21 protein-coding genes and 1 tRNA gene are annotated in these 19,666 nt (G+C 65.4%); 12 read left to right on the forward strand and 10 right to left on the reverse strand.

Annotation, left to right across the window (positions count from 1 at the left end; translation table 11 throughout):
* Entirely contained in the window at nucleotides 1-897 is an 897-nt protein-coding gene (locus tag JNE37_RS10810; protein ID WP_035089269.1) for a LysR family transcriptional regulator, read from the reverse strand.
* 87 nt (nucleotides 898-984) lie between these two features.
* Here JNE37_RS10810 and JNE37_RS10815 point away from each other — a divergent pair, with 87 nt between their 5' ends.
* Entirely contained in the window at nucleotides 985-1,938 is a 954-nt protein-coding gene (locus JNE37_RS10815) for an NAD-dependent epimerase/dehydratase family protein (protein ID WP_203066246.1), read from the forward strand.
* A gap of 35 nt (nucleotides 1,939-1,973) precedes the next feature.
* On the opposite strand, the gene gluQRS is transcribed toward JNE37_RS10815, so the two are convergent.
* The gene (gluQRS, locus tag JNE37_RS10820) at nucleotides 1,974-2,825 is read right to left on the reverse strand and encodes a tRNA glutamyl-Q(34) synthetase GluQRS (protein WP_246513619.1); all 852 of its coding nucleotides are present in this window, start codon (nucleotides 2,823-2,825) and stop codon (nucleotides 1,974-1,976) included.
* A 29-nt stretch (nucleotides 2,826-2,854) separates the two neighbouring features.
* Here gluQRS and JNE37_RS10825 point away from each other — a divergent pair, with 29 nt between their 5' ends.
* The 3 genes from JNE37_RS10825 (at nucleotide 2,855) to JNE37_RS10835 (ending at nucleotide 4,826) form a co-directional block, all read left to right on the forward strand.
* Nucleotides 2,855-3,517, forward strand: coding sequence for a DNA-3-methyladenine glycosylase family protein (locus JNE37_RS10825; protein WP_182399244.1), 663 nt, complete (start codon nucleotides 2,855-2,857; stop codon nucleotides 3,515-3,517).
* Complete coding sequence (locus tag JNE37_RS10830) at nucleotides 3,514-4,170, forward strand: alpha/beta hydrolase (protein WP_203066247.1); 657 nt, start codon at nucleotides 3,514-3,516, stop codon at nucleotides 4,168-4,170. Before JNE37_RS10825 ends, JNE37_RS10830 begins: the two co-directional genes overlap by 4 nt.
* 98 nt (nucleotides 4,171-4,268) lie before the next feature.
* Nucleotides 4,269-4,826, forward strand: a complete 558-nt coding sequence (locus JNE37_RS10835; RefSeq protein ID WP_035089256.1) for an HNH endonuclease — start codon at nucleotides 4,269-4,271, stop codon at nucleotides 4,824-4,826.
* A gap of 241 nt (nucleotides 4,827-5,067) precedes the next feature.
* On the opposite strand, the gene JNE37_RS10840 is transcribed toward JNE37_RS10835, so the two are convergent.
* On the reverse strand, nucleotides 5,068-5,580 hold the full coding sequence (locus JNE37_RS10840; RefSeq protein ID WP_203066248.1) for a disulfide bond formation protein B: 513 nt from the start codon (nucleotides 5,578-5,580) through the stop codon (nucleotides 5,068-5,070).
* 103 nt (nucleotides 5,581-5,683) lie between these two features.
* Here JNE37_RS10840 and JNE37_RS10845 point away from each other — a divergent pair, with 103 nt between their 5' ends.
* The 4 genes from JNE37_RS10845 to JNE37_RS10860 all read left to right on the forward strand — a co-directional run bounded on the left by JNE37_RS10845 (nucleotide 5,684) and on the right by JNE37_RS10860 (nucleotide 8,708).
* Nucleotides 5,684-6,250, forward strand: a complete 567-nt coding sequence (locus tag JNE37_RS10845; protein ID WP_203066249.1) for a putative glycolipid-binding domain-containing protein — start codon at nucleotides 5,684-5,686, stop codon at nucleotides 6,248-6,250.
* A 42-nt stretch (nucleotides 6,251-6,292) separates the two neighbouring features.
* Complete coding sequence (locus tag JNE37_RS10850; RefSeq protein WP_203066250.1) at nucleotides 6,293-7,408, forward strand: THUMP domain-containing class I SAM-dependent RNA methyltransferase; 1,116 nt, start codon at nucleotides 6,293-6,295, stop codon at nucleotides 7,406-7,408.
* An 89-nt stretch (nucleotides 7,409-7,497) separates the two neighbouring features.
* Nucleotides 7,498-8,535: an MFS transporter gene (locus tag JNE37_RS10855; protein WP_203066251.1), complete on the forward strand. Its 1,038-nt coding sequence runs from the start codon at nucleotides 7,498-7,500 to the stop codon at nucleotides 8,533-8,535.
* Complete coding sequence (locus tag JNE37_RS10860) at nucleotides 8,508-8,708, forward strand: hypothetical protein (protein WP_203066252.1); 201 nt, start codon at nucleotides 8,508-8,510, stop codon at nucleotides 8,706-8,708. Before JNE37_RS10855 ends, JNE37_RS10860 begins: the two co-directional genes overlap by 28 nt.
* Here JNE37_RS10860 and JNE37_RS10865 read toward each other — a convergent pair.
* Nucleotides 8,705-9,517, reverse strand: a complete 813-nt coding sequence (locus JNE37_RS10865; protein ID WP_203066253.1) for a class I SAM-dependent methyltransferase — start codon at nucleotides 9,515-9,517, stop codon at nucleotides 8,705-8,707. The genes JNE37_RS10860 and JNE37_RS10865 overlap by 4 nt on opposite strands.
* 62 nt (nucleotides 9,518-9,579) lie before the next feature.
* Entirely contained in the window at nucleotides 9,580-10,551 is a 972-nt protein-coding gene (locus JNE37_RS10870; RefSeq protein WP_203066254.1) for an alpha/beta fold hydrolase, read from the reverse strand.
* Nucleotides 10,552-10,638: 87 nt separating this feature from the next.
* Here JNE37_RS10870 and JNE37_RS10875 point away from each other — a divergent pair, with 87 nt between their 5' ends.
* Complete coding sequence (locus tag JNE37_RS10875) at nucleotides 10,639-11,067, forward strand: Rrf2 family transcriptional regulator (RefSeq protein WP_203066255.1); 429 nt, start codon at nucleotides 10,639-10,641, stop codon at nucleotides 11,065-11,067.
* Nucleotide 11,068: 1 nt separating this feature from the next.
* On the opposite strand, the gene JNE37_RS10880 is transcribed toward JNE37_RS10875, so the two are convergent.
* The 3 genes from JNE37_RS10880 to JNE37_RS10890 all read right to left on the reverse strand — a co-directional run bounded on the left by JNE37_RS10880 (nucleotide 11,069) and on the right by JNE37_RS10890 (nucleotide 12,431).
* Nucleotides 11,069-11,152, reverse strand: a tRNA-Leu gene (locus JNE37_RS10880).
* Between the two features lie 91 nt (nucleotides 11,153-11,243).
* Entirely contained in the window at nucleotides 11,244-11,759 is a 516-nt protein-coding gene (locus JNE37_RS10885) for a hypothetical protein (protein ID WP_203066256.1), read from the reverse strand.
* A gap of 69 nt (nucleotides 11,760-11,828) precedes the next feature.
* Nucleotides 11,829-12,431, reverse strand: coding sequence for a general stress protein (locus tag JNE37_RS10890; protein WP_203066257.1), 603 nt, complete (start codon nucleotides 12,429-12,431; stop codon nucleotides 11,829-11,831).
* Nucleotides 12,432-12,790: 359 nt separating this feature from the next.
* On the opposite strand from JNE37_RS10890, the gene JNE37_RS10895 reads away from it, so the two are divergent.
* On the forward strand, nucleotides 12,791-14,086 hold the full coding sequence (locus JNE37_RS10895; protein WP_246513621.1) for an MATE family efflux transporter: 1,296 nt from the start codon (nucleotides 12,791-12,793) through the stop codon (nucleotides 14,084-14,086).
* On the opposite strand, the gene aac(3) is transcribed toward JNE37_RS10895, so the two are convergent.
* Together aac(3) and JNE37_RS10905 are read right to left on the reverse strand one after the other, a co-directional pair.
* Nucleotides 14,083-14,895, reverse strand: coding sequence for an aminoglycoside 3-N-acetyltransferase (aac(3), locus tag JNE37_RS10900; RefSeq protein WP_203066258.1), 813 nt, complete (start codon nucleotides 14,893-14,895; stop codon nucleotides 14,083-14,085). The genes JNE37_RS10895 and aac(3) overlap by 4 nt on opposite strands.
* Nucleotides 14,885-15,310, reverse strand: coding sequence for a winged helix-turn-helix transcriptional regulator (locus tag JNE37_RS10905; protein WP_052015261.1), 426 nt, complete (start codon nucleotides 15,308-15,310; stop codon nucleotides 14,885-14,887). The genes aac(3) and JNE37_RS10905 overlap by 11 nt, the downstream gene beginning before the upstream one ends.
* A gap of 548 nt (nucleotides 15,311-15,858) precedes the next feature.
* On the opposite strand from JNE37_RS10905, the gene JNE37_RS10910 reads away from it, so the two are divergent.
* Both JNE37_RS10910 and JNE37_RS10915 read left to right on the forward strand, forming a co-directional pair.
* Nucleotides 15,859-18,870: a helicase-related protein gene (locus JNE37_RS10910; protein WP_203066259.1), complete on the forward strand. Its 3,012-nt coding sequence runs from the start codon at nucleotides 15,859-15,861 to the stop codon at nucleotides 18,868-18,870.
* Nucleotides 18,871-19,245 (forward strand): RNA-binding S4 domain-containing protein, encoded by a 375-nt coding sequence (locus JNE37_RS10915; protein ID WP_035033313.1) that lies wholly within the window; start codon nucleotides 18,871-18,873, stop codon nucleotides 19,243-19,245.
* Nucleotides 19,246-19,666: the final 421 nt, after the last annotated feature.

Below are 19,666 nucleotides of genomic sequence, written 5' to 3' on the forward strand. Positions count from 1 at the left end.
CTAACCTTTCGGCTTGGCGACATAGGCAGAGAGGGCTGCGCCAAGCGCGTCATAGATGGCACGAATCCGCCTGCTGGTGAACAATTCCCTGTGGGTGGTGAGCCAGACTTCGAGCGCGGGTATCTGCAATTGCGGCAGCAGCGCGCGCATGCCCGGCGTCGTTTCCACCAGTCCCTGCTGGGCAAAGGCGATGCCCAGTCCGGCGCGCGCCAATTGCCAGGCGAGGGGCTGGTCGTCGGTGCGCAGGCGGAAGTCGTCGCGGGTCAGGGCGAAGCCCATGCCGCTGGCCGCGCGGATCAAGAGGTCCGAGCGGTCGAGCCCGATGAGGTCGTGCCCGTAAAGCTCCTCGGTGGTCTGCGGCGTGCCGCGGCGCGCCAGGTAGCTTTCATGGGCGCAGCAGACGATGGGCAGTTCGCCCAGCTTGCGCGTCACCAGTTCGAGCTGGGTGGGGCGGAACATGCGAATGGCGATATCGGCCTCGCGCAGCAGCAGGTTTTCGGCCGAATCGGTGGGCACGATCTCGATGGCGATGTCGGGAAACTGCGCCCTGATCGGCACCAGAAGCTGTGGCAGCACGAAGTGCGAGACGACCTCGCTCGCCGTGATCCGCACGGTGCCGTTGAGCCCCGGCTGCGCGCCCTCGGCCATCAGCGCCGCTTCGGCCAGCGCGCGTTGGGCGCCACGCACGGGCTCGTAGAGCCGCAGCGCCGTTTCCGTGGGCTTGAAGCCGGTCAGCGTGCGTTCGAAAAGCACCACGCCGAGGCTCTGCTCCAGGGCCTCGACATGGCGGCCCAGCGTCGGCTGGCTCAACCCGAGCTCGCGGGCCGCCGCCGAGAGGGAGCCGGTTTCGACCACCGCTGCGAAGCTGCGCCAGAGCGACCAATCCGGATCATTCATTTTTGAATGTCAAATCTGCTAGTTTGAGGAATTCATCAACAATCATGAATGAGAGATGTTGTGTCCGTCAACCACGGAGATTTCATCATGTCGAGCAAGGGCAAGGTTACCGTTCTCGGGATCAACGGCCATATCGGCCAGCATGCGGCGCGCGCTTTCCTCGATGCGGGCTGGGAGGTGAGCGGGTTCGGGCGCTCCAACAAGCACCCGCTGAACGGCATCCGCTTCATCAAGGGCGATGCCGAGAGCGTCGAGGACATGGCGGCGGCCGTCGGCGATGCCGATGTCGTCGTCAACGCGCTCAACCTCCCCTATGACAAATGGGATCACGGCCGCAAGGAAGCGCAGATCGCCCGGGTGATCGCCGCCATGGGCACGGCCGGCAAGACCCTCCTCTTTCCGGGCAACATCTACAATTACGCCGCCAGCGATCGCTATGTGACGCCCGATCTGCCCCAGCATCCCCAGACCGAGCGCGGGGCCATCCGCGTGCGGGCCGAGGCCATGCTCGAGGCCGCGGCCGAGCGTGGCGACATGCAGGTGCTCATCATCCGCGCCGGCGATTTCTTCGCCGCCAACAATGATTTCGACTATTTCGACCAGGCAATCCTGCGCGAGGCCGGCAAGCATCGCGTGGCCATTCCCGGGGCGCCCGCGATCGGTCATAGCTGGGCCTATCTCCCCGATCTCGGCCGCGCCTTCGAGAAGGTGGCTTCGGTGCGCGCCTCGCTCGGCCAGTTCGAGAACCTCCACTTTGCCGGCCACTTCGTCACCCATGGCGAGCTGGTCGAGGCGGTCAAGGCGGCCGCGCCCGTGCCGCTCAAGACGGTGCCGTTCCCCTGGCTGATGATCCGCGTCGTCGGGCTCGCCATGCCGGTCATGCGCGAAGTCGCCAAGATGCGCTACCTTTGGGACAACACGATGGAGCTCAGGGACGAGCGCCTGTCCGCCATCCTCGGCCCGAATTTCGGCACCCCGTTCGAGGAGGCCGTTGCGGCCGCTGTCGCCCCGTTCTTCGCCGACAAGCGGCAGGCCGCCTGAGGCGAGGGAGGGAGCGCGAGGTTGACCGCGCTCCCTCACGCAAAGCCGAGATGGCGTCTCACATCGTCAGCCGACCAGCCTGCGGTGCGCAATGCCCGCAGGCTTTCCGACTCGCGCGATTTGGAGAGCTTCTTGCCCTCCTCATCGAGAATGAGCTCGTGGAAGGTATAGATGGGCGAGGCGAGGCCGAGCAGGGCCTGCAGCAGGACGTGGAAGTCTGTCGCCGCCTCCATGTCCCTGCCACGTGTCACATGGGTGATGCCCTGCGCGTCGTCGTCGATGACGACGCTCAGGTGATAGCTCGTCGGCGTGCCCTTGCGCTGCAGCACCACGTCACCCCAGAGTTCGGGATGCGCCACGCGGGTTTCGACGGAAGCCGTCACGTCCGGTTGCGCGACGCGAAAGTGCAATGGCCCGGCCAGCGCGATGGCGCGGTCGGATTTCAGCCGATACTGCACGGGATCGCCCCGCTCCAACCGCTCAGTGATTTCAACGTCCGAGAGATGCCGGCACGTCCCCGGATAAAGCGGCGCCCCATCCGGGTCGCGCGCGGTGGCGGCGGCGGCGATCTCGCTGCGCGAGCAGAAGCAGGGATAGAGCAGGTTACGCGCGGCCAGTTCCGCCGCCTTATGCGCATAGGTCGGGAAACGTGTCGATTGATAGAGCACCGGCTCGGGCCAGGAGAGGCCGAGCCAGGCGAGGTCCTCCATGATGGCGTCAGCAAATTCGGGTTTACAGCGCGTGACGTCGGTGTCCTCGATCCGCAGCAGAGCCACCCCGCCAATCTCGGCGGCGGCACGCCAGGTGAAGAGCGCCGAATAGGCGTGACCCAGATGCAGATGGCCATTGGGGCTTGGCGCGAAGCGCAAGATCGGTTGAGATGACACGTGCCTTACCCTATCGCCCAGTTCCAGCAATGACGGTCCCGCTACCCTTGGAAGAACGGCTCGATTCTGTCGAGACGCTGGAGCGTCACCTGGCGCGCCTGCTCGAGATAGACCCGCGCCTGCATCCGGTAGCCGAGACCGCCGGCGCCTTCCCGCTGCGCATCAACCCGCCCGGCTTTGCCGGCATGGCCAAGATCATCATCGGCCAGCAGGTGTCGGTGGCGAGTGCACGGGCGATCTGGTCGCGGTTCGAACTCGTGCCCGGCGCGCTCGAGGCGTCGAGCTATGCCGCGCTCTCTGAGCAGGACATCGAAGGCGTCGGCCTTTCGGGGTTCAAGAAGCGGACGATCCGAGCCATCGCCGAGGCAGTGGCCGCGGGCGATCTCGATTTCGAGCGGCTGCCGTCCCTCTCCGCCGACGAAGCGGTTGCCGAACTCACCCGCCACAAGGGCATCGGTCCCTGGACGGCCGAGGTCTATCTCATGTTCTGCGCCGCCCATCCCGATGTCTTCCCGGCCGGCGATCTGGCGCTGCAGAAGGCGGTGGGGCAGGGGCTGGGGCTTGCCGAGCGGCCGCCCGCCAGGCAATTGGTCGAAATCGCGCGGGCCTGGGCTCCACATCGGGCAACGGCCGCTTTACTGTTCTGGCGCTATTTCGCGGTCATGCGCGACAGAGAGGGCATTTTGCTATGACGACACTTTCCGGACCCATGCTCGCCCCGTTCTCGGGCGGCAAGCCCAGGCAGATCGTGGTGCTGCTGCATGGCTACGGTTCGGATGGTTCCGACCTCATCGCGCTGGCCTCGCACTGGCAGCAGCTCCTGCCCGATGCGCTCTTCGTCTCGCCCAACGGACCTGAGGTCGCACGCGGCAATCCCGCCGGCTACCAATGGTTCGCGCTCGATCTCGATCGCGTCGAGAGCCGCGCGGCGGGACTGCCCACGGCGCGTCCGGTGGTCGTAGAATTCCTCAAGGCGCTCTGGGCGCAGACCGGGCTTTCGGCCAGGGACACGCTGCTCGTCGGCTTCAGCCAGGGCGCGATGATGGCGCTGCATGTGGGCACGTCGCTCGATGAGCCGCTGATGGGCGTCATCGCCTTTTCCGGCGCCTTCGTTCCACCCGAAGGATTCTACGACGGCAGCAAGGCGCGCCCGCCGGTCTGCCTCGTCCATGGCGACATGGATTCGGTGGTCGATCCGGCACTGAGCGCGGAGGCCGCCGAGGCGTTGCGCAAGGCCGGGTTCGAGGTGAGCTATCATGTCGATCACGGCGTGGGCCACGGCATCTCGCCCGATGGGCTGGCCTTTGCCAGCGCCTTCATCGAAGGCGTCACGGCCACGCTCTGATCGGCGAAAGTCGCGCTTTCCTGCTTCACAGCGGCGTCACAAAGGGCATACATTATTGACGTTATGGACGTCAGTGATTCCGGTTCCGGGAGCCTCGAGTGACCATACATGTGTCGCCTGAGTCCTGTCCCGCGCTCGTACTGAACGCCGATTTTCGGCCGCTCAGCTACTATCCCCTCTCGCTTTGGTCTTGGCAGGACGCGATCAAGGCGGTGTGCCTGGACAGGGTCAATATCGTCTCTGAGTACGACCGGGTGGTCAAAAGCCCGAGCTTCGAAATGAAGCTGCCCAGCGTCGTTTCGCTCAAGGACTACATTCGTCCCGCCCGCCATCCGGCCTTCACGCGCTTCAACGTGTTCCTGCGCGATCATTTCCAGTGCCAGTATTGCGGCAGCAGGGATGATCTGACGTTCGACCATGTGCTGCCGCGCTCGAAGGGCGGACGAACCACCTGGGAAAACGTCGTGACGGCCTGCGCGCCCTGCAACTTGCGCAAGGCCAACCGGCTCCCCAGCGAGATCAAGATGTTCCCGCACCAGGTGCCGTACCAGCCATCGGTCCACGACCTGCACAATGCCGGCCGCGCCTTCCCGCCCAACTACCTGCACCGCAGCTGGCTGGACTTTCTCTACTGGGATATCGAGCTCGAGCCTTAGCGTCCGTACTCAATAAGTCCCGGCGCCCGCAGAGCGCTTATCTCCCCATCCGACAGAGTCCAACGGAAGCGCTGTCCGTCGGCCGCGCCACACCCACTGAACTTCCCCGGCCGCAGAGCCGGGGCCCACGGATTGCTCCACTCGAGTGGAGAATGGCAATGGGCCCCGGATCAAGTCCGGGGAAGTCCGGTGGAGGGGCGGCCATCGCAACCTCATCTGCCGGTGCAATTGGGTACGGAGCCTAGGCGCGGCGCCCCTGTGCCTGCTTGATGATCGAGAACACCAGCAGCGCCACGATCACCAGCGATACCAGGGCGTTGTAACCGGCCAGCGAAATGCCGAGGAACCGGAACTGCACCGCGTCGCACGGAATGACGCGGGCCGCATCGATATTGTTGAGATCGTTGAAGCTGATGCCGTCGCCCGTGCCGGTGCACGCGGTCGGGCCCGCCCAGAAGCCCCATTCCACGCCCGCATGGTAGCCGCCCATATAGGTGCTCCACACGAAGATCAGCGCTACGATGCCCATGGCGATGTACCAGACCAGCAGCGGCAGGCGGTTCCATAGCAGCAGCACCAGTGCCAGTATGGGCAGGCCCCAGTAATAGGCGAGGCGCTGTTCGAGGCAGAGTTCGCACGGCACGAGCCCACCGAAAAGCTGGGAGCCCCAGGCGCCGGCAATGGCGGCGAAGCCGAGCACGAAGGCAATGCCTGCGGCGATCTTGTCGGTGGGGAGGGAGCGGGTGGCGGCCATGGGAGACTCGGCTGACTGATGACGCTGGCGCCATTCGATATGCGGGCGCCCTTCTAAATGCCAGCATGCTCAGCGATTTGTGAAGCCCCGAGGGAGGCGAACAGTGTCCGATACCGATGTGATCTTCTGGCGGCGCACCGATATCAGCGGGCTGGAGCGGCTCGCCCTCACGCGCGATGTCGACGGCATCGCGGTGTCCTCCAGCCTCGTCTGCCTGGAAGCGGGCGGCTTCCGCCTCGATCATCACTGGCAGCTCGATCCCAACTGGCGCGCGCAGCGCGTCAGCGTCGAGCGCTGGAATGGCGACGGCCACAGGACGCTCGACCTCGAACGCGCCGGCTCGGGCTGGAAGGTCGACGGCATCGTCCGCCTCGATCTCGAAGGCGTCGAGGAGCCCGATCTTTCGGTCACGCCCTTCTGCAACACCCTTCCCATCCGCCGCCTGTCGCCGGACCCGGCCAGCACTCTCACGCTCGATGTTGCCTTCATCGATGGCCCGACGCTTACCGTCGCGCGTTCCCGACAGCGCTATGGTCGGGTTGGACCGGGCGAGGTGCATTATACCGACCTCGGATTGTCGCAGGGTTTCGAGGCGGATCTGAGCGTCGACGAGGAGGGATTGGTGCTCACCTACCAGCATCTCTTCGAGCGCGTTTTTCAGGGCGACTGAAAATCCTGTCGCTGATCGCCTTGCGCCCGGCTATGAAGCGGCATGAGTGACGTTCCGTTCGAGATTTTCCTCGTGGCCCCTCCAGGCCTCGAGGCCGTGTTGTGCGAAGAGGCGCGCGAGCGCGGTTTTGCCGGGGCCAAGGTCGTTGAAGGCGGCGTGGCCTTCATGGGGCATTGGCCCGATGTCTGGCGGGCCAATCTCGAAATCCGCGGCGCGGGTCGCGTCCTTGCCCGCATCGGCGGCTTCCGCGTCATGCACCTGGCCCAGCTCGACAAGCGCGCGCGGAAGGTCGCCTGGGGTGATGTCCTGCGCCCGGATGTGCCGGTGCGCGTCGAAGCCTCCTGCAAACGCTCGCGCATCTACCATGCCGGCGCCGCCGCCCAGCGCATCGAGACGGCCATCGCCGAAGAATTCGGCGCGCCGATTTCCGCCGACGCCGCAATCACCATCAAGGCGCGAATCGAGGACGATTTCTGCACCATCAGTGTCGATAGCTCCGGCGAGATGCTGCACAAGCGCGGCCACAAGGAAGCGGTCAACCGTGCGCCCATGCGCGAAACCATGGCCGCGCTGTTCCTCCGCCAATGCGGCTATGGCGGGCTCGAACCCGTGCTCGACCCCATGTGCGGCTCGGGCACCTTCGTCATCGAGGCCGCCGAGATTGCTGCCGGCCTCAATCCCGGCCGTGACCGGAGTTTCGCCTTCGAGCAGCTTGCCACCTTCGATGTCGCCGCCTGGCAGAAGCTGCGCGCCGCCCAGCCGGCCGCCACCACGCCATCCTTCCACTTCTTCGGCAGCGATCGCGATGCCGGCGCCATCGAGATGAGCCGCGCCAATGCCGCGCGCGCCGGCGTAAGCGAGTTGACGCAGTTCGTCCAGGCCAAGGTCAGCGAGATCGAACGTCCGGACGGGCCGCCCGGTCTCGTCATCGTCAACCCGCCCTATGGCGCCCGCATCGGCAACAAGAAGCAGCTGGCGCCCCTTTACCAGGCACTCGGCAGGACCCTGAGCGAGCGCTTTTCGGGGTGGCGCGTCGGCATCATCACCACCGATGTCGCTCTCGCCAAGGCAACGGGTCTCCCCTTCAAGCCCAGCCCGCAATCGGTGCTGCATGGCGGCCTGCGCGTCACGCTCTTCGCCACCGACGAGCTCGCCTGAGAATGAGTTGCTACCGGTCAAAACCGGGTCGTCCAGTTCAGGGCTGCCCGCTAGCCAATCGCTGATATTCTCGTTTCAGCGTTGGCAAGATGCAGCCCAATTCCCCGGCAAAGTCGCTCCTCTGGTCTACCCTCGCCGCCCAGTTCTCCGAGCAGATTGCGCTAGCCGCCGGACCCATTGCCGTCGTGGTGATGCTCGGGGGCGGGGCAACCGATACCGGCTTCGTGCAGATGGTTCAGACCTTGCCGTTCCTGTTGCTGTCGCTTCCCGTCGGCGTCCTGGTCGACCGGCTCTCGCGCCGTCGCCTGATGATCTGGGCCGAAGTTCTGCGCGGGGCGACGCTCGGGCTCATCATGCTCGCCCTCGCCACCAATCTCCTCACTGTTCCATTGCTGGCTGCCCTGGGCCTTGTTGGCACCGTGGGCACGCTGATCTTCAGCGTCGCCGCCCCGGCGCTCCTGCCCATGATCGTTCGCCCCGCCGAACTGCCCGTCGTCAATCGCTGGCTGGAGCTGGCGCGCAGCGCCGCCTTCGTTGCCGGCCCGCCGATGGGCGGGGCACTGGTCGGCTGGACCGGCGCATCGCTCGCCTTCCTCGTCGCCATGTCCGCCTCTATCGGCTCGCTCCTGCTGGTCAGCCGCCTTCCCGAGCCCGTCGCTATTGCGCGCCCGCGTCGCCATTTCCTGCAGGAGGTGATCGAGGGCTGCCGGTTCGTGGCGGGCGACAGCCTGCTCCTGCCGATCGCCGCCACCGCGTCGCTCTTCAATGTCGGATGGTTCATCCTTCAGGCGGTGTTCGTGGTTTTCCTCATCAACCATCTGGGCGCTGACGCCGCCATGGTCGGCCTCGTCCTCGGTGTCTACGGCATCGGCATGATTGCCGGCGCCTTCCTCGCCAAGCCGCTGGCGCAATGCCTGCCGCTGGGCGTGCTGATCGCCGTCGGCCCGCTGGGCGGCTTCATAGGCTCGCTGCTGGTCCTCACTTCGGTCGCGTGCCGAGCCTGCCGCTGGTTGGCCTTGCCTTTTTCTGCTTCGGCTTCGGCCCGATCCTCTGGACCATCAACACCACCTCGCTGCGCCAGGTCATCACGCCCCAGCCCATGCTCGGGCGGGTCTCCGCGCTCCTGACCCTCGCCACCTCAGGCGCCCGGCCGATCGGGGCGGGCATCGGCCTCCTTATCGCCAGCCTTTCGGGGCCCGAGGCCTGTCTTATGGCCTCAGCCTTCTGCTTCCTGCTGCAACTCCTCATCATTCTCGTCTCGCCGGCCGCCCGGCTGCGTGACCTGCCGGCGCCGGTCTAGTTCACGGCCGTAACGATGTGGGCCTGTATCTTGGCCGCGACCTCGCCGCTTCCGTGCTTTTGCGCAATCGCTGCCGCCACCTTCTCGGTCACCTCCGCCAGCGCTCCCGGCGCCCGCTCCTCGATCTCGTTGCGCAACAGCGTACCCTGGCAATAGGCGAGGGCGGGGATGTCGGGCGAGAAGGCGCGGCTCTGCTCCGCCCGCGTCTCGATCTCGACATCGGAAAATCCCGCCGCCTCGAGATCGCGCCGGATCAGTGCCTTGTCGAAATAGCCATGCGGCGTCCGTACCAGGAAACGCGGTGGATCGTCGGGGAAGATCTCGGCAAGCGTGCGGGTCACCTCGTCGGCAAAGACGTTCTCCTCGACCCGGTCCCAGACGCTGAAGATGAAGCGCCCGCTTGGCCTGAGCATGCGCCGTGCCTCGCGAAACCCCGCTATCCGGTCAGGAAAGAACATCGCGCCGAATTCACAGCACACGACATCGAACGCCCCGCCCTCGAAAGGCAGCCCCAATGCATCGGCCTGTCGCCACGTGATCCGCTTGTCGGGCGGCTGGCGCGAGCGTGCATAGTCGAGCATCGGCTGGTTGAGGTCGGTGACCACATAGGTCGCGTCCGCCGGCAATTGCGGGGCGAGCGCGCGGGTAACAACCCCGCTGCCCGCCGCCGTTTCCAGCACGGCATGGGGCGAGAGCGCCGCCACCCGCCGCGCCATGTCCTGCGCATAAGCCTCGAAGATCAGCGGCACCATGTGCCGGTCGTAATTCTCCGGGATCGAACCGGAAAACGCCCTGTCAGTTTCCAACATGGCCATCACCACGCAGCGGGTTTGACGGCCCGCATCCTATCACGAAGCGCGGCCAAAGCACGTCAGAGCGTGCCGACGAATTCCAGGATATTGCCGCTCACGACATCGGGTCGCTCCTGCGGCGCCCAATGCCCGCAATCGGGGATGAAGACGTTCCCCCTGAGCTGCGGCACCAGTGCCGGCATAGCTGCGATGATCTCCCGCATGCCCGGCATTTCGAGCCCGACATCCTGCTCGCCGACCATATAGAGCGCCGGCACCGCAACCTTGAGTCCGTCCAGCGACCGCTGCAATCGCCAGTTCGCATCGAGATTGCGATAATAGCTCAGCGGCCCCCGAAACCCGCTCTGGGCAAAGGCAGCCGCATAAGTCCGCAGGTCGTCCTCTGTCAGCCAGGCCGGCAGCTCTGCCGGGTCGGGCAGGCCGCCAAGCAATCCGAGCCGCCGCGATACCATCGAGAAGGGATTGGGCGTGCCATCGCCCGGCCGGCGCGGGCCGGCATCACGCGAGGCTGCAAACAGCAGTTTCCGCAAGGTCAGCGCCACATCCCGCTCGAACTCCGCCTCCGCGAGGCCCGGCTCCTGGAAATAGAGCGTATAGAACTGCTCCTCCTCGTTCTGCGGGAAGAGCTGCGTCGGCCGCATCGGCGCCGGACCCATCATCGGCACGCCGATGGCGACGATCGCGCGGAACCGGTCCGGCCGCATCAGCGCCGCCTGCCAGGCGATGGTCGTGCCCCAATCGTTGCCGACGATGACCGCTTCATCGATCGCGAGCGCATCGAGCAGCCCCACCAGGTCGCCCACGATGTCGAAGACCGAGTAGCTCTCTGCCGCCTCTGGTCGCTCCGAGCCGCCATAGCCCCGCAGGTCCGGCGCGATTGCCCGATAGCCGGCTTCTGCCAGCGCCCGGATCTGGTGGCGCCAGGCATGGGCGGTCTCCGGAAATCCATGCACCAGCAGCACCGCGGGTCCCTGTCCTTCATCCACCACCCGCAACCGAATTCCGTTGGCGTCCACATCTCGTGCCGGCATCGTCATCTCCCGCTGCAATTCGCAACTGCCTGTGTTACAGTAACGCCGATGGATAGTTTCTGCAACTCACCTTGTTACGGATAAGCAATGAGCGATACCCGCCTCGCGCGCATGCTGCACGTCCTGGTCCACATGCACCTGCTCGGCGGTAGCGAGACTTCCGAGGTCATCGCTCGCATGCTCAATACCAATCCGGTGGTGGTGCGTCGCACCATGGGCCTGTTGCGCGAAGCCGGGCTCGTGGCTTCGGCAGGCGGACGGAGCGGGGGATGGTCACTGGCGCGTCCGGCCGGCGACATCACCATGCTCGACGTCCACCAGGCGCTCAACGCCCAGCTCTTCGCCATCAGTCCGTCGTCCGACCACCCCAATTGCCCGGTGGAGGGCACGGTCAATCACCTCATCGAGCATGCCATGGCCAAGGCCGAAAAGAGTCTCGTCGACGAATTGCGGCGCGTAAGCGTCCTCGATCTCGCCAAGCGGCATGGCGGCGGCAATACGGTGATGTCGGGATGAATGGTGCCCCCCGCCGGACTCGAACCGGCACGCCTCGCGGCGGAGGATTTTGAGTCCTCTGCGTCTACCATTCCGCCAGAGGGGCACGCTGCGCTTCTAGCGGAGCTTTTTGGGGCTGGCAACTGCGCTTGCAGCAAAAGCCCCGGGCAGGTTGGCCTGCCCGGGAGCACTTGGGCTTACTGGACCTTGTCGTCCACGTAGACGGTCACGCTGCCGTCTTCGCCTGCATCGGCATAGACGACCTGGTCGGCCTTGTAGCCGGCCGCTTCCAGCTTCGCGTTGAGGGCGGCATTGGCCGCTACGTCGGCGCGCAGCGTATTGAGCCAGTCGGTATGGTCGGCCACCGCATCGGCGGCCCCGCCGACCTTGAGTGAGGAGAGCGCCACGAACTTGACGTTGGTCGTCTCGTTGATGGCCTTGACGTCGGCGCTGGCGCCGGCTGTGATCTTGGCTGCCAGGTCATCGGTGGTGGCGATGGCGGCAGCGGCCGCCGATTTCATGGCGTCGCCCGCGGCCTGCATGGCATTGCCGGCGGCGTCCTTGACCTCGCCCGCTGCATCCTTGACCGCACCGGCCGCGTCCTGCGCGCCCGCCTTGACCTGGGCGCCGACATTGGCGTCCTGCGCCGCGGCAAGGCCGGGAACCGCAGCCGCGAACACGCCGGCCAGCAGCAGAGCTGAGAGTTTCTTCATCGGGGTTACTCCTTGTTGTTCCGCCCCTCGCTGCCTTGAGAACGGGTCAGGGCGGATGGAGTTCCCCCGTCAGATCGGGTTGCGGTTATAGAGCCCGCGATAGTCGCGGATCTCGTCGGGTGAATAAGGCTGCTCCTCTTCGTCGAACGTTTCCCAGCCATCCTGCTCATAGGCTGCACGTCGCGTCTGCACGTCGACGCGTTCGGCGGCTTCGAGAATTTCCTCTGCCTTGTCAGCCAGTTCGCCCACAGCGCGCACCGTCACCAGAGTGCCGCCGCGCTTGACGCCCTCGGCATAGAAATGGGCGTCCTCCTCGCTGATGCCGGCCGCGGTCAGTGCGCCGATAAAGCCGCCTGCGGCGCCGCCGACCACGGCTCCGGCCACCGCGCCAACCGCTGTCGCCAACAGCCAGCCGCCGGCCACGACCGGCCCGATGCCGGGAATGGTGAGAAGCCCGAGTCCCGCCAGCAATCCACCCGCGCCGCCTAGCACCGCGCCGACGCTGGCGCCTGTGCCGGTATCGTCGGCCAGCTCGTTCTCGTAGTCGATGACGCTGTCCAGCCCATTGGCCACCAGCGAGATGTCGGTGTTGTCGATGCCGGCGTCGCGCAGCGCACGCACTGCTGTTGCCGCTTCTTCCTGCGTATCGAAAAGTCCGGTTACCACTGTCATTTTCGGGGTCCTCCGCTCGTGCCAATGCAACGGTTGAGCGGGGCGACCGTTCCTCAGGCGTTGCCGGGCAGGCACACCGGAGGCGCGAGCGTTCGGGCCAATGGCGAGGATCGATTGACGCGATGGGGCGGGCCGTCTAGAGCAAAGCCGCGCCGTTTCAATCTCTTGTGCTCCGACCCGCCTGCGTCCCCATGTTCGGACGTGAAGTGGCCCCTTGCCGTCGCCGGTCATATTCGCCGTGCCGAGGCTATGGGGGAGTTTGCTGCGGACGCCAGCCTTGAAAACTCGGAGTACTTACTGGAATGACCCCGACCGTCCGACCCCTTTGGCAGCGATTCCTGGTGTTCCTGGTGCCGTTGATGGCATCCAACATCCTGCAATCGCTCTCGGGCACCATCAACAACATCTATGTCGGCCAGCTGATCGGCGTTGAGGCCCTGGCCGCCGCCTCGACCTTCTTTCCCATCGTCTTCTTCCTGATGAGCTTCATCATCGGGCTCTCCTCGGGCTCGACCGTCCTCATCGGCCAGGCCTGGGGTGCGCGCAATATCGACAAGGTCAAGGAAGTGACGGGCACGACGCTCACCGTGACGTTCCTGGCGGGCCTAGTCGTGGCGGTGCTGGGCGGGTTCTTCGCACCCCAGCTCATGGGCATTCTCGGCGCGCCGGCCAATATCGTGGACCTCGCGACCAGCTATGGTCGCATCTTCCTCATCGGCATGCCGGCCTTCTTCCTTTTCCTCGTGGTCACCTCGGTGCTGCGCGGCGTCGGCGACACGGTGACCCCGTTCGTGGCCCTCATCATCTCGATCATCGTCGGCCTCGTTACGACGCCTGCGCTGATCCTCGGCTGGTTCGGCCTCCCCAAGATCGGGGTGGATGCGGCTGCCGTGGCCTCGATCGCCGGCTTCATCTCGGTCCTCGTGTTCCTCTTCTTCTACCTGCGTATCCGCAAGCATGCGCTGGCGCCCGATCGCGCATTGCTCAAGCACCTGCGCATCAATGGCGAGCTGCTCATGCTCATCCTCAAGCTGGGCGTGCCGGCGGGCGTGCAGATGGTGGTGTCCTCGGTCGCGGCGATCGTCGTGGTCGGGCTCGTCAACCATTTCGGCTCGGACGCCACGGCGGCCTATGGCGCGGTCAACCAGGTGCTCAGCTATGTGCAGTTCCCGGCCATGTCGATCGGCATCGCCGCCTCGATCTTCGGGGCGCAGGCGATCGGCGCCGGCCAGTCGGGGCAATTGCGGGCCATCACCCGCACGGGCCTCGTGATGAACATCATCATCACGGGTGCGCTGATCCTATTGGCCTATCTCTTCTCCGAGCACATCGTGCGGCTCTTCCTCACCGATTCGCATGTGGTCGAGATGACCCAGACCCTGCTGCATATCGTGCTCTGGAGCGTCCTGCTGTTCGGCGCGTCGGTGGTGCTTACCGGCATCATGCGCGCCAGCGGCACGGTGCTGGTGCCGATGATCATCTCGCTCGCCACGATCCTGGGCGTGGAACTGCCCGGCGCGATTCTCTTCTCGCACTATTACGGGCTCAACGGCATCTGGATGGGCTATGCGCTGTCCTTCACCACCATGCTGGTGCTGCAGGCTGCCTATTACTGGTTCTTCTGGCGCCGCAAGCGCGTGGTGGCGCTGATCTAGCGGGGAAACCGGCTTTCGAGCCAGTCCACCGCAAAGGGCACGATTTCGCGTGCCCGCACGAGAACGGAGGGCGCGGCGCCGATGGTGCCGCGCTTTCCTTTTCCGGTGGCGAGAAATTCGCTGACGACCGTCGCGAAATAGTCCTCGGCCAGCCCCTCGACGATGGGATCGCCGGTGTCGAATTCCTCGATCCAGCGCCAGACGACCCGGCCGTCTTCGAGCAGGGGATCGCGCTTGCGCAGGATGCGCTTGCCGGCAATGTCGGCCAGGTGTTCGGCATGGTGCAGCAGCGTCAGCGTATCGAGCGGGGAGCCGAGGAGCAGCACCTTGCCATCGGCCTCGACCAGTTTGCCCAGCGGAGACTGCTCGCCATAACCGTATTGCAGGGCGTGGTCGGCCACGAGCCATTGCGCGCGCGTGCCGATGGCCGCGCATGATGCGCCCGGATTGCCCGAGCGCAGGGCCCCCGGCGTCGTCCGCACGAATTCGGGCAGCGTGCCGTTGTCCCTGATGGCGCGGGATGTGAGGGGATCGAAGGGCGCGATATCGGGGCGGATCGCCTCGGGCACATCGCCATCGGCGTCGCGCAGGTCATCGAAATCGCCGTTCCAGTCCGTATAAACCATGAGCGTGCCCTCGGGGCCGAGGGCATCGCGCAGTGCGCCGATCACGGCATCGGGGCCACCAAGCACGCGGCCGATCCTGCTCAGCGCCGCATGGGCCATGAGCACGTCGCCCGGCGCGATGCCGAGCGCAGACATGTCATTGGCCAGCGAACGCCGCGTGTGCGGCGCCGGCTCAGCGGGCATAGGCGATGCGGGCAGGCTCTTCGGCAGCGGGGGCGCGTTCGGCGTCGTAGAGATTGCGCGCCTCGACGATCTCGTCGTGGTGCTCTGCCGACCAGTCCCAGAGCGCGTTGATTGGCTTGGTGAGCGTCTGGCCGAGATCGGTGAGGCTATATTCAACGCGCGGCGGAATCTCGGGATAGACCGTGCGCGTCACGAGGCCGTCGCGCTCCAGATTGCGCAGCGTCAGCGTCAGCATGCGCTGGGAGACGCCGTTGATGTTCCGCTTGAGCTCGTTGAAGCGCAGCGTGCCGTTGCGCGAGAGCATGCCCACCACCATCACGCTCCACTTGTCGCCGATCCGGTTGAGGACATCCGACATGGCCAGACAGTTGGAATGCTGGGTGGTATCCTTGAGGATCGTGGCGTTGGGGGACATGGCAGGCCTCTCGATAGTCTGGAAAGCCATAATATAGCGATGGTTACTTGTTGTGCCTAGCGTTCAAATTTGCGTCAGGTTTCGTTTCCGGAACTTGCATGCATCCGTGCAGTCGCCTGTCCCAATCCGGCACGTCAAAAACTATTTTGACAATTTGACGCCCCGAGGCCCCCGGAAAACGGATGGGAGAGGGTGAAGTGTCTAAAATTATTCGGAAATTTGCCGGTAACCCCTCGTTAACGAAGATTGCCATCCGGTAAAAATTTACTAAAAATTAGTGATCCTGAACGGCTTCGGGTGATCTGCGACCCCATATTGGGTCAACAGGACTCACTCTTGCGGCTTGTCACCGGAATCACCCCCAACATGCAGTAGAGAACAAAATCAGACTCGGTGATTCTCATCGATTCGGGCTGCGTTTGTTCTCTCTTTGTGCTAAGTATTAACGCGACGCCGCCTTTTCGCCACAATTGTGCCAGCCGAGGACAGGTGGAAAGCGGACGCTGCGGTCTGGCTTTTGCCGCTATCGGAGACCATATTCCCCGCCAATGGACGCCTCCCTTCCCTCCCAGTCGCTCAAGGCCGTCCTTGGGCCGACCAATACCGGCAAGACCTGGTTTGCCATCGAGCGCATGCTGGCGCATTCCTCCGGCATGATCGGGCTGCCACTGCGCCTGCTCGCGCGCGAGGTCTATAACCGCGTGGTCGACCGGGTCGGGCAACAGGCCGTGGCGCTGGTGACGGGCGAAGAGCGCATCGTGCCGCCCCGCGCGCGCTACTGGGTGTGCACGGTCGAAGCCATGCCGACCGACATGCCGGTCGAATGCGTGGCGATCGACGAGGTGCAGACGGCGATCGATTTCGACCGCGGCCACATCTTCACCAACCGCATCCTCCATGCCCGCGGCATATCCGAGACCCTGCTCATGGGCTCGGCCACCATGGCCCCGGTCATCCGCCAGTTGCTGCCGCATGCCGAGATCATCCACCGGCCGCGCCTTTCCGCGCTTACCTATGCCGGCTCGCGGAAAATTTCGCGCCAGCCCGAGCGCTCGGCCATCGTCGCCTTCTCGGCGGCGCAGGTTTACGCCATCGCCGAACTCATCCGCCGCGAGCGCGGCGGGGCCGCCGTGGTCATGGGCGCGCTGTCGCCCCGTACCCGCAACGCGCAGGTCGAACTCTACCAGAGCGGGGAAGTGGATTTCCTCGTCGCCACTGACGCCATCGGCATGGGCCTCAATCTCGACGTCCACCACGTCGCCTTTGCCGACGACACCAAGTTCGACGGCCGCCAGACCCGCCCGCTGACCCCGGCCGAGTTCGGCCAGATCGCGGGCCGCGCCGGGCGTCACGTGCGCAACGGCACGTTTGGCGTTACCGGCGGCACGGACCCCTTCGAGGAAGAACTCATCGCCCAGCTTGAGGCCCATGACTTCGAGCCGGTCAAGATTCTGCAATGGCGCAGTACGGAGCTGGATTTCGCGTCCATCGATTCGCTGCGCCGTTCGCTCGATTCGACCCCGCGGCACAGGGCCCTGACCCGTGCGCCGACCGCGGTCGACCAGATTGCGCTCGAATTCGTCGCCCGCAACGAAGCGGGGCGGCTCGCAACCGACGCGAAATCCGTACAATTGCTCTGGGAAGTGTGCCAGACGCCCGATTACCGGGACATCTCCCCGGCTCATCATGGCGAAATTGTCACACGTCTCTATTCCGATCTCAGAAAGCGCGGGTTTCTCGACCCCGATTGGATTGCCGAGCAGGTACGGTTCTGCGACAATATCAGCGGCGACATTGACACCCTGTCGAACAGGATCAGGCAGATACGAACCTGGACCTTCGTCGCCAACCGCAAAAATTGGCTTGAAGACCCAACGCATTGGCGCGAAACAACCCGTGACATAGAGGACAGGTTATCCGACGCACTTCACGAAAAGCTGATCCAGCGTTTCGTGGACCGCAGGACGAGCGTTCTTATCCGTCACCTGAAAGACAGACGCATGGTATCTCCGCAAATCAACGACCGGGGTGAAGTTTCCCTGGAAGGCCACCTCATCGGAACGATCGAAGGCTTCCGCTTTACGCTCGCCCGATCAGACGGTGACGGAGACGCCAAGGGGCTCCGTGCCGCGGCCGACAGCGCCGTCGCGCCCGAAATCCGCAACCGTGCGGAGCGCCTCTCGGGCGCGCCGAACGAAGAAATCGTCCTGGCGACCGACGGCCGCCTGCGCTGGCGCGGCGAAGTGGTGGGCGAGCTGGTCGAGGGCGACCATATCCTGCGCCCGCGCGTGCTCGTTCTTGCCGACGAATCGCTGACCGGGCCCGAGCTTGAGCGCGTGCAGGATCGTCTCGGCCTCTGGCTGCGCCATCACGTCAATACCCAGCTCGAGCCGATCGCGGCTCTGGCCGAACCCGCCGATCTCGACGGGGCGGCGCGCGGCATCGCCTTCCAGCTCTCCGAGCATCTGGGCATCCTGCCGCGCCAGGCGGTGGCCGACGAGGTCAAGGGGCTCGACCAGGACGTGCGCGCCAAGATGCGCAAGCACGGCATCAAGTTCGGCGCCTACCACATCTACCTGCCCTTGAGCCTCAAGCCCGCTCCGCGCGAGCTGGCGCTGGTGCTCTACGCGCTCAAGAATGGCGGCATCCGCCAGCCGGGCGTGGCGGACCTACCGCACATCGTGCTCTCGGGCCGCACATCGTTCGAGATCGATCCGGCCGTCAATCCCAAGCTCTATGAGATCGCCGGCTTCAAGGTGGCGGGCAAGCGTGCCGTGCGCGTCGATATTCTCGAGCGCCTTGCCGATATCATCCGTCCGCTGATCGCGCTCGATGCGCGCACCCATTCGGGCGAGTTGCCCCCGGGCGCCGCCGAGGCCAATGGCTTCCGCGTCACCGTGGAAATGACCTCGCTCCTCGGCTGCGCCGGCGAAGAATTCGCCTCGATCCTCTCCGCGCTCGGCTATCGCGTGCGCCGCACTCCCAAGGCTCCGGCCGTGGTGGAAGGCGCTGCCGAAGCTCCCGCCGAAGCGCTGCTGGAGACCGGCGAGACGCCCGAGCAGATCGAGTCCGATCTCGTGGCAGTCGATGAAGTCGCCGAGGCCGAAGCTCCGGTCGAAGAGACGACGCTTGGCGTTGCTGAAGCCGCGCCTGCTGAAACCGTGGCCACCGATGCCGAGGCCGCCGCGCCTGCCGAGCCCGAATTCGACGAAGTCTGGTTCCCGGCCGGCCGCCGACCCGACAATCGCCGTCACAACAACCACGCTCGCCAGGGCAATGCCGCGGGCGAGGGGGCAGGCGAAGGTGAAAGCCGCGGCCGTCGCGACAACAACAATCGCAAGCCGCGCTTCGAAAAGGGCCAGCGGTTCGATGCGCCGCGTGGCGAGCGCAGCGGCGGTGCTCCGCGCGAAGAGCGCCGGTTCGACAAGCCGCGCAAGTTCGACAATGCGGGCAAGGGCGGCAAGAGCTTCGATCGTCCGCGCGAAAAGCGCGAACCGACTTTCGACCCGGATTCGCCGTTCGCAGCATTGCTGGCGCTCAAGAATCCCAAGTCCGAGTAAATGCCGGAGAGCCGCCAGCGTCTGGACAAGTGGCTCTTCTTCTCGCGCGCGGTCAAATCGCGCACGCTCGCGCAAAAGCTGATTGAAAGTGGCGCCGTTCGGGTCAATTCCGAACGGACCCTTTCTACTGATCACCGGGTCGGCGCGGGCGACGTGCTGACCATGACGGTCCACACGCGCCTCCTCGTCTGGAAAATCCTCGACCCCGGCCAGCGCCGCGGCCCGGCCCCCGAAGCCGCCCTCCTCTACGAAGACCTCTCCCCACCCGCGCTCCCCCGCGCCGACCGAATCCCGGCGGTCGCCGAACGCGATGCCGGGGCTGGGCGCCCGACCAAGAAGGAACGCCGGGACACCGATCGTCTCAAGGGCGAGTAGACACGGCGCGCCTCTTCCCCTCTTCCCTCTGCCTGCACTCCCTCCCCACCACTGCACTTCCCCGGACTTGATCCGGGGCCTATTGCACTCCTCCACCCGAGTGGAGGTATCCGTGGGCCCCGGATCAAGTCCGGGGAAGTTTCGTGGTGGTGGGAGATCGAACGTCGGTGGTTACGGATACCCGCCACGGAACTCCTTCTTCCTTCTCCCCTTGAGGGAGAAGGTGGCGGCGCAGCCGACGGATGAGGGGTCAGCGATGCCGGCCAGAACCCCTCACCCGCCCTTCAGGCGCCCTCTCCCTCAAGGGGGAGAGGGCCATGCGACACCATCCCGGCCGCCCCCCCCCCACGCACTCCCCGCCTCTTTACGTCCCAGGCTCTGCGGCGGGGAAGCGCGGTGGTGGGGCGAAACGGAGCGCTGT

It is taken from the genome of Paradevosia shaoguanensis, from assembly GCF_016801025.1.
In the GTDB taxonomy this organism is placed as follows: domain Bacteria; phylum Pseudomonadota; class Alphaproteobacteria; order Rhizobiales; family Devosiaceae; genus Paradevosia; species Paradevosia shaoguanensis.

Excerpts from the sequence above, each read along its gene's own strand:
- JNE37_RS10910 (WP_203066259.1), top strand. The coding sequence starts at position 15,859 with ATGGACGCCTCCCTTCCCTCCCAGTCGCTCAAGGCCGTCCTTGGGCCG.
- JNE37_RS10905 (WP_052015261.1), bottom strand. The coding sequence starts at position 15,310 with ATGTCCCCCAACGCCACGATCCTCAAGGATACCACCCAGCATTCCAAC.
- JNE37_RS10895 (WP_246513621.1), top strand. The coding sequence starts at position 12,791 with ATGGCATCCAACATCCTGCAATCGCTCTCGGGCACCATCAACAACATC.
- JNE37_RS10915 (WP_035033313.1), top strand. The coding sequence starts at position 18,871 with ATGCCGGAGAGCCGCCAGCGTCTGGACAAGTGGCTCTTCTTCTCGCGC.
- JNE37_RS10855 (WP_203066251.1), top strand. The coding sequence starts at position 7,498 with ATGCAGCCCAATTCCCCGGCAAAGTCGCTCCTCTGGTCTACCCTCGCC.
- JNE37_RS10865 (WP_203066253.1), bottom strand. The coding sequence starts at position 9,517 with ATGTTGGAAACTGACAGGGCGTTTTCCGGTTCGATCCCGGAGAATTAC.
- JNE37_RS10890 (WP_203066257.1), bottom strand. The coding sequence starts at position 12,431 with ATGACAGTGGTAACCGGACTTTTCGATACGCAGGAAGAAGCGGCAACA.
- JNE37_RS10860 (WP_203066252.1), top strand. The coding sequence starts at position 8,508 with ATGCTCGGGCGGGTCTCCGCGCTCCTGACCCTCGCCACCTCAGGCGCC.
- JNE37_RS10885 (WP_203066256.1), bottom strand. The coding sequence starts at position 11,759 with ATGAAGAAACTCTCAGCTCTGCTGCTGGCCGGCGTGTTCGCGGCTGCG.
- JNE37_RS10830 (WP_203066247.1), top strand. The coding sequence starts at position 3,514 with ATGACGACACTTTCCGGACCCATGCTCGCCCCGTTCTCGGGCGGCAAG.
- JNE37_RS10815 (WP_203066246.1), top strand. The coding sequence starts at position 985 with ATGTCGAGCAAGGGCAAGGTTACCGTTCTCGGGATCAACGGCCATATC.
- JNE37_RS10825 (WP_182399244.1), top strand. The coding sequence starts at position 2,855 with ATGACGGTCCCGCTACCCTTGGAAGAACGGCTCGATTCTGTCGAGACG.
- JNE37_RS10840 (WP_203066248.1), bottom strand. The coding sequence starts at position 5,580 with ATGGCCGCCACCCGCTCCCTCCCCACCGACAAGATCGCCGCAGGCATT.
- JNE37_RS10810 (WP_035089269.1), bottom strand. The coding sequence starts at position 897 with ATGAATGATCCGGATTGGTCGCTCTGGCGCAGCTTCGCAGCGGTGGTC.
- JNE37_RS10850 (WP_203066250.1), top strand. The coding sequence starts at position 6,293 with ATGAGTGACGTTCCGTTCGAGATTTTCCTCGTGGCCCCTCCAGGCCTC.
- JNE37_RS10875 (WP_203066255.1), top strand. The coding sequence starts at position 10,639 with ATGAGCGATACCCGCCTCGCGCGCATGCTGCACGTCCTGGTCCACATG.
- JNE37_RS10870 (WP_203066254.1), bottom strand. The coding sequence starts at position 10,551 with ATGCCGGCACGAGATGTGGACGCCAACGGAATTCGGTTGCGGGTGGTG.